Origin of the sequence: Actinobacillus minor NM305, assembly GCF_000175195.1 — a bacterium.
In the GTDB taxonomy this organism is placed as follows: domain Bacteria; phylum Pseudomonadota; class Gammaproteobacteria; order Enterobacterales; family Pasteurellaceae; genus Haemophilus_A; species Haemophilus_A minor.
The window spans coordinates 1-7,375 of sequence record NZ_ACQL01000130.1; the positions used below are offsets into that span (position 1 = coordinate 1).

The 7,375-nt window shown below is 40.9% G+C and carries 5 protein-coding genes; 3 read left to right on the plus strand and 2 right to left on the minus strand.

Annotated elements, in window-relative coordinates; all coding sequences use genetic code 11:
* Positions 1 to 387 precede the first annotated feature (387 nt).
* Positions 388 to 1,377 carry a 2-hydroxyacid dehydrogenase gene (locus AM305_RS09795; protein WP_005825563.1) on the plus strand — a complete coding sequence of 330 codons (990 nt, stop codon included), beginning with the start codon at positions 388 to 390 and terminating at the stop codon, positions 1,375 to 1,377.
* Between the two features lie 43 nt (positions 1,378 to 1,420).
* Here AM305_RS09795 and AM305_RS09800 read toward each other — a convergent pair whose 3' ends face one another.
* Positions 1,421 to 2,527 (minus strand): anhydro-N-acetylmuramic acid kinase, encoded by a 1,107-nt coding sequence (locus tag AM305_RS09800; protein ID WP_005825567.1) that lies wholly within the window; start codon positions 2,525 to 2,527, stop codon positions 1,421 to 1,423.
* A 252-nt stretch (positions 2,528 to 2,779) separates the two neighbouring features.
* Between AM305_RS09800 and AM305_RS09805 the strand changes: the two genes are divergently transcribed.
* Together AM305_RS09805 and cysI are read left to right on the plus strand one after the other, a co-directional pair.
* Positions 2,780 to 4,576 carry an assimilatory sulfite reductase (NADPH) flavoprotein subunit gene (locus AM305_RS09805; protein ID WP_005825569.1) on the plus strand — a complete coding sequence of 599 codons (1,797 nt, stop codon included), beginning with the start codon at positions 2,780 to 2,782 and terminating at the stop codon, positions 4,574 to 4,576.
* A 28-nt stretch (positions 4,577 to 4,604) separates the two neighbouring features.
* Positions 4,605 to 6,383: an assimilatory sulfite reductase (NADPH) hemoprotein subunit gene (gene cysI, locus AM305_RS09810; protein WP_005825571.1), complete on the plus strand. Its 1,779-nt coding sequence runs from the start codon at positions 4,605 to 4,607 to the stop codon at positions 6,381 to 6,383.
* Between the two features lie 45 nt (positions 6,384 to 6,428).
* Here cysI and AM305_RS09815 read toward each other — a convergent pair whose 3' ends face one another.
* Positions 6,429 to 7,292 (minus strand): glycosyltransferase family 8 protein, encoded by an 864-nt coding sequence (locus AM305_RS09815; protein WP_005825573.1) that lies wholly within the window; start codon positions 7,290 to 7,292, stop codon positions 6,429 to 6,431.
* Positions 7,293 to 7,375 lie beyond the last annotated feature (83 nt).

The following is a 7,375-nucleotide window of genomic DNA, read 5'->3' on the forward strand; positions in this document are numbered from 1 at the left end:
TTAGGGCGAAAAATATTTCGCCCCTACAGCAAATCTGAAAATTTACCAATAGTTTCAATAAATTAACCGTAGGGACACACTGCGTGTGTCCGAGATTGCTGACAAATCTCATCTATGACTGCCGGACACACGCAGTGTGTCCCTACCCTCATTTCGTCTTTTCATCTACCAAATCTCAAACTCTCTGCCCTTGTGGGAGAGGGTTGTATATATCGATCGCTACGATTGACTTTTGACACAGTTGCTACCAAATTCATTATTTGCAATATCCTATCAATTTACGACCGCTTGTTACTTAGATAAATACAATAGCCAAAGCCTGCTATATTTTTTAGCTTAAAGGCGTACAATATGCCTTATTATTTTACTAGGAAATGGAGCTGTACTATGAAAGTCGCTGTATATAGCACGAAAAACTACGACCGCAAACACCTTGAAATCGCGAACCAAAAATTTGGCTTCGAACTCGAATTCTTTGATTTCTTATTAAGTGAAAAAACCGTCAAAATGGCAGAAGGTGCTGAGGCGGTCTGTATTTTCGTTAATGATGACGGTAGCCGAGCAGTCTTAGAAAAACTGGCAAAAATTGGCGTAAAAACTATCGCTTTACGTTGCGCCGGGTTCAATAATGTGGATTTAGACGCCGCCAAAGAATTGGGGTTAAATGTCGTTCGCGTGCCGGCTTACTCGCCTGAAGCGGTAGCAGAACACGCTGTAGGTTTAATGCTCACGCTTAACCGCCGTATTCATAAAGCCTACCAACGTACTCGCGATGCCAATTTCTCACTCGAAGGTTTAACCGGCTTTAATATGCACGGTAAAACGGCTGGGATTATCGGGACGGGTAAAATCGGTATCGCCACTATGCGTATTTTGAAAGGCTTTGGTATGGAATTATTGGCATACGACCCGTTTAAAAATCCATTAGTAGAAGAACTCGGTGGGCAATATGTCAATTTAGATGAACTCTATGCTCGCTCACATATTATCAGCCTTCATTGCCCTGCGACCCCTGAGAATTATCACTTACTCAACGAAACTGCATTTAATAAAATGCGTGATGGCGTGATGATCATCAACACCAGTCGTGGTGCGTTAATTGACAGCCAAGCTGCCATTGAAGCATTGAAACGCCAGAAAATCGGAGCCTTAGGGATGGACGTGTATGAGAATGAGCGTGAGCTTTTCTTTGAAGATAAATCTAACGATGTGATTACCGATGATGTTTTCCGCCGTCTATCTTCTTGTCATAACGTGCTCTTTACCGGACACCAAGCATTTCTGACCGAAGAAGCGCTAAATAATATCTCCGATGTAACACTTTCTAACATTTTAGAAATTGAACAAACGGGAAAATGTGCGAATACCGTACTTTAATTGCTTTGGTGGGCAAGCATGCCCACCTACAAAAACCTTATCTCTATGTAGGAAAAATCACGCCTAAACTGACCGCTTGTGTTGCTCCGGTTACACTCGGTAAATTGCTTGGAAGATTATTCATTCGTTGATAAGCCAGCCACGCAAAGGCTGCAGCTTCAACATAATCAATATCTAAACCGTATTCGGTTGTAGTGGCAACTTGCCAATCGGTAAGAAGCGTTTGGAAACGTGTCATTAACAACGGATTTCTTGCTCCTCCGCCACAAACCAACAACACCTTTTTATCTGCCGTTTGGAATTTTTGCAGCTCATTTACCACACTTTGTACGGTAAATTCAGCAAGCGTTCGTTGAACATCTTCCGCTTTAAACGGAGGGAATGTCGCCAATTTTTGTGCCAACCAATTTAAATTAAATAACTCTCGCCCCGTGCTTTTTGGTGGCGGTAAAGCGAAGAAAGGTTCATCAAGGAGCTTTGCCAATAACTCAGGTTGTAACTGACCGCTTTTTGCCCATTCTGCATCTTTATCAAAACGTTTCTGCTGATGTTGCTCGATCCAAACGTCCATCAAAGCATTACCCACGCCGACATCATAGCCAATCGTAGCTTGGTGCGGTGCAAGGACAGAAATATTACTGATCCCACCGATATTTAGCACCACCGTTAGTTGATCTTCTTTGGCAAAAATCGCTTGGTGGAACGCTGGTACTAAAGGGGCTCCCTGCCCTCCCACTGCCATATCTTTACGGCGAAAATCGCCAATGGTCGTAATGCCCGTTTTGGCTGCCACGATATTCATATCGCCAATTTGCATTGTAAAAGGGAAAGGACTATTCGGCGAATGCCAAACAGTTTGACCATGACAGCCTATCGCTTGAATTTGGCTGGAGTTTAATTTCTGTTTGGCAAGAAAATGATTAACCACATCGGCATACAATAGCCCCAAACGATGATCCAGCTCCCCAAGTGTTTGCAAACCGCTTTCCCCTGTCTTAAGCAACAGAGAAAGGCCGGAGCGTAAATCTTCCGGCATTGGGACGAAATCTGCGGCAACCAATTTAGGGCTTTGCGTAAAATCAACAAGGGCTAAATCCACCCCGTCTAGGCTCGTGCCAGACATCATACCGAGATACAAATTTGACTGCATAGTATTTAAAATCCTGATAACTATATTTACGCTGCATTTTGGCACACTTATTTAAAAGAACAAAATCTTCTCTGATATTCCTGAATGATATAAAAAAGGAAGAATTACTCTCTCTCTTTTCCTCAAGTTTGATCCATTTCGGTTTTTTAGTTTATTTATTCCAATTTTTTCTAAAACATATTCTCTTATTATTTTTATGTTATAAAAAATCCCTTTATAAATAGCACATTCAGATTTTTTGAGGGAGTGATTATGAGTATTGAACAAAACGGCACGCTTCCGTTATCGGTTGATGTGGTACAAGCGGTTGAAAAACTAGATAAATTGCAATTAGCGTGGTTATCGGGCTATACGTGGGCAAAAGCACAAGGTGCAAGCGGTCAAATTTCTGCGACATTTAGCAAAAATACATTAGCTACCACATTAGAACCATTAAAAGTAACGGTTTTATCGGCTTCACAAACCGGCAATGCCAAAGGCGTTGCAACGAAACTCACCGCACGTTTACAAGCTGAGGGCGTTCAAGCTACGCATCACTCTCTTGGGGATTACAAAGCCAAACAAATTGCCGATGAACAATTAGTCTTGTTAGTGAGTTCAACGCAAGGTGAGGGCGAAGCACCGGAAGAAGGCGTGGTACTACTCAAATTATTGAATGGTAAAAAAGCACCTAAATTAGACCGCTTGCAATTTGCGGTACTTGGCTTAGGCGATAGCTCTTATCCTAATTTCTGCCAAGCCGGAAAAGACTTTGACCAGCGTTTTGAAGCACTCGGTGGAAGCCGATTACTACCTCGTGCAGATGCAGATTTAGATTTTAAAGCCGTTGCAGACCAATGGATTGAAGAGGTTGTGGCAATCATCAAACAGAAAAATAGCCAGCCTCAAGCCAGCACTTTACCTGTTTCGGTCTCAACGGAAACCGCAGCAACAAGCCTTTATCATAAAGATAATCCTTTCCCTGCACCTTTATTGACTAATCAGCGCATTACCGATTTAACTGCGGAAAAAGATGTTCGCCATTTAGAATTCGATTTAAGTGGCTCAGGGTTACACTACCAAGCAGGCGATGTATTGGGGGTTTGGTTTGAAAACGATCCGGCTTTAGTTGAAGAAATTTTCACTGCCTTATCACTCAATGGCGATGAAGAAATTAGCCTAAATGGCGAGTTACTAAATTTGCGTAGCGCATTACAAAGCCGATTGGAATTAACGCAAAATACCCAAGCCTTAGTCAAAGGCTATGCAGCGTTGATCAATAATGCAGAATTAAATCAACTCGTTGCCGATCCGCAACAATTACAAAATTTCACAGAAAATACACCGCTTGTTGATCTCTTTAACCGCTTCCCTTCCGCAATCAGTGCTGTGAATTTAGTGGCATTATTACGCCCACTCACGCCTCGTTTGTACTCAATTTCATCTAGCCCTGCAGAAGTAGGCGAAGAGGTCCATTTAAGCGTTGGCGTAGTGCGTTATGAACATAACGGAAAAGCCAGAGCCGGTGGAGCTTCAAGCTATTTAGCCGATCGTGTTAGCGAAGATGAAACCGTCCGTGTTTTCATTGAGCATAACAATAGCTTCCGCCTACCGAGCGATCCTCAAAAACCGATCATTATGATTGGCTCTGGCACAGGGATTGCGCCTTTCCGAGCATTCGTTCAACAACGTGCGGCGGATGAAGCGGAAGGCAAAAACTGGCTGATTTTTGGCAATCAACATTTTACCAAAGATTTCTTATATCAAACTGAATGGCAACAATTCCAAAAAGATGGCTATTTGCATAAATATAGTTTTGCGTGGTCTCGTGACCAAGCCGAAAAAATTTATGTGCAAGATAAAATTCGTGAAGAAGCTGAAGCCATTTGGCAATGGCTACAAGACGGTGCTTATATTTATGTTTGCGGCGATGCCTCACGTATGGCAAAAGATGTGGATAAAGCCCTGCTTGATGTGATTGAACAGCAAGGTGGTTTTAGCCGAGAAGAAGCCGAAGAATATGTTGATCATTTGCGTGAAGAAAAACGTTATCAACGTGATGTGTATTAAAAAGTATTAACGAAGTGTGGGAAACATTATGACAGACAGCAACAAAAAGAAAGGATTGGAATGGCAAGAAAAACCGCTTTCCGATAACGAACGTTTAAAAAATGAGAGTAATTTCTTACGAGGCACCATTTTAGATGACCTCAAAGACGGTTTAACAGGCGGCTTTAAAGGCGATAATTTTCAGCTTATCCGCTTCCACGGTATGTATGAACAAGACGACCGAGATATTCGTGCAACTCGCTTAGATGAAAAACTTGAACCGCTCAAGTTTATGCTATTACGTTGCCGTTTACCGGGTGGAATTATCAAGCCTTATCAGTGGATTGAAATTGATAAATTTGCCCGTGAAAACACCTATTACCGTTCTATTCGTTTGACCAACCGTCAAACATTCCAATATCACGGTGTGCCCAAAACCAAACTACAAGATATGCACCGTTTGTTACATAAAATCGGTTTGGACTCCATTGCGACTGCCGCAGATATGAACCGTAATGTGTTGTGTACTTCAAACCCGATTGAAAGCGAATTACACCAAGAGGCGTATGAATGGGCGAAGAAAATTTCCGAACATTTGCTCCCTCGCACAAGCGGTTACTTAGATGTTTGGATTGAAGGCAAAAAAGTAACCAGCTCCGATGATGTATTAGATAAAGAACAAGAACCGATTTTAGGTAAAACCTACCTGCCTCGTAAGTATAAAACAACCGTTTCGATCCCACCTTTAAACGATGTGGATGTTTACGGTAATGATATGAACTTTGTTGCTATTAAAGATGAAAACGGAAAATTGGCTGGTTTTAATGTCTTGGTCGGTGGTGGGCTTTCTATGGAGCACGGCAACACTGCTACTTACCCGAATATCTCGTTAGAACTCGGTTACGTACCGTTAAGTTACACTTTACAGGCGGCAGAAGCGGTCGTTACCACTCAACGTGATTTCGGCAACCGTGCGGATCGTAAAAATGCCCGTACTCGTTACACAATTCAAAATATGGGGCTAGACGGGTTTAGAGCAGAAGTCGAACGCCGTATGGGTATTCCGTTTGAACCAACCAAACCTTTCAAATTTACCGAACGAGGCGACCGTTTGGGTTGGGTAAAAGGCATAGATAATAAGTGGCACTTGACGCTTTATGTTGAAAGTGGACGTTTAACCGACAACGATCCTCAAAAACCACTACTGACGGGTATGCTTGAGATTGCCAAAGTGCATCAAGGCGATTTCCGCATTACCGCGAACCAAAATATTATTATTGCAGGCGTGCCGGAAGATCAAAAAGAAACCATTGAACAATTAGCACGCCAATATGGATTACTTGAGCCGATTAGTAAACAACGTGAGTATTCCATGTCGTGTGTTTCTTTCCCAACTTGCCCATTGGCAATGGCGGAAGCAGAACGTGTTTTACCCGACTTTACCGTTGAAATGGAAAAACTGTTAGCCAAACACAACATTCCAAATGAGTATATCATTACTCGTATTACGGGCTGTCCAAATGGCTGTGGACGAGCAATGTTGGCTGAAATCGGCTTAGTCGGTAAAGCCATTGGTCGCTATAACTTGCATATTGGTGGCGACAGACCGGGTTATCGTATTCCACGTTTATATCAAGAAAACCGTACCATTAGCGAAATTTTGGAGGAATTAGACCGCTTAATCGGACGCTGGGCAACCGAACGGGAAGCTAATGAAGCCTTTGGCGATTTTGTGATCCGCGCCGGCATTGTGATACCTGTTGTGAATGCCCCTGTGGACTTCTGGGATGCGAGTAAAGCGATTATTCCAACGCAACAAGTGGCTTAATAGAACAAGTAAAAATTAACCCGCGAGACAGCGGGTTAATTTTCATTACGAGCCAAAAAGTTCTTGCTGATGTTTTTTAATTTCTTCCCAAGAGAGTTGATAGTAGAACCAATATTTTTCCCGTAAAAGAACAAAATATTTACTATTTAGCCAAGGTTTATATTTTGTTGTATAGTGAATGATTATAGGTTTTACTTCATCAGCTTGTTTTTGGTATTTTGTTATTATTTCTTCATCGGACATATTTTCTTCTAAACGAGGAAAAGCATGAATAATACCTGTTTGATAATTATATACATGACTTAAAATTCCCCATTTATCCTTTAACACAAAATTTAATATATCTTGATCTCCAAACATAACGTTTGGATACTGTTTCGTCATTTGAATTAAATACTCAGCTAAATCATTCTCTTTCCATAACTGATTATTAATTAATAATACCCCGCCATTAAAATAAGGCTTTAAATCTGGAAATTCTATATAACCATGTTCAGTATAGCTAATGTACATATCTTCCACAGCCAAAACATATTTTCCATTAAAATCTGAGAAATACATCTCTTCAATATTCCCATCTACAACTATATCACTATCTAAATAGATAACTCTATCTTCTGGTATTTCAGGGATTATATAACGATAGAAGGTTGCTTGAGTTATATGTTCTTGGAGTTTAGATAGAAATCTAAATGAATCTAACACTGTAACAGGGATAATTTCGGCTCCTACATTGGTTAAATGTTGATTAAGAGCCATAAACCATTCGTCAGGATAGTCTTGATGGATTAAATAAAATCGGACATTTTTATGATGATAACAAACGGATTTAATTAGCGTAATGACTTGCTCTGCATAGTTTCTATCTGCAGCCAAGGCGATATTTATTGTTTGTTGTTTATTTGTCATAACTATTTCTGCTCAAAAGTTAAAATATAAATAACCCTGTATAAGTTATACAGGGTTCAGATTACTGACAAACCTTTTTATTT

Coding starts and splice junctions, on each gene's coding strand:
- AM305_RS09795 (WP_005825563.1), top strand. CDS start 388: ATGAAAGTCGCTGTATATAGCACGAAAAACTACGACCGCAAACACCTT.
- AM305_RS09800 (WP_005825567.1), bottom strand. CDS start 2,527: ATGCAGTCAAATTTGTATCTCGGTATGATGTCTGGCACGAGCCTAGAC.
- AM305_RS09805 (WP_005825569.1), top strand. CDS start 2,780: ATGAGTATTGAACAAAACGGCACGCTTCCGTTATCGGTTGATGTGGTA.
- cysI (WP_005825571.1), top strand. CDS start 4,605: ATGACAGACAGCAACAAAAAGAAAGGATTGGAATGGCAAGAAAAACCG.
- AM305_RS09815 (WP_005825573.1), bottom strand. CDS start 7,292: ATGACAAATAAACAACAAACAATAAATATCGCCTTGGCTGCAGATAGA.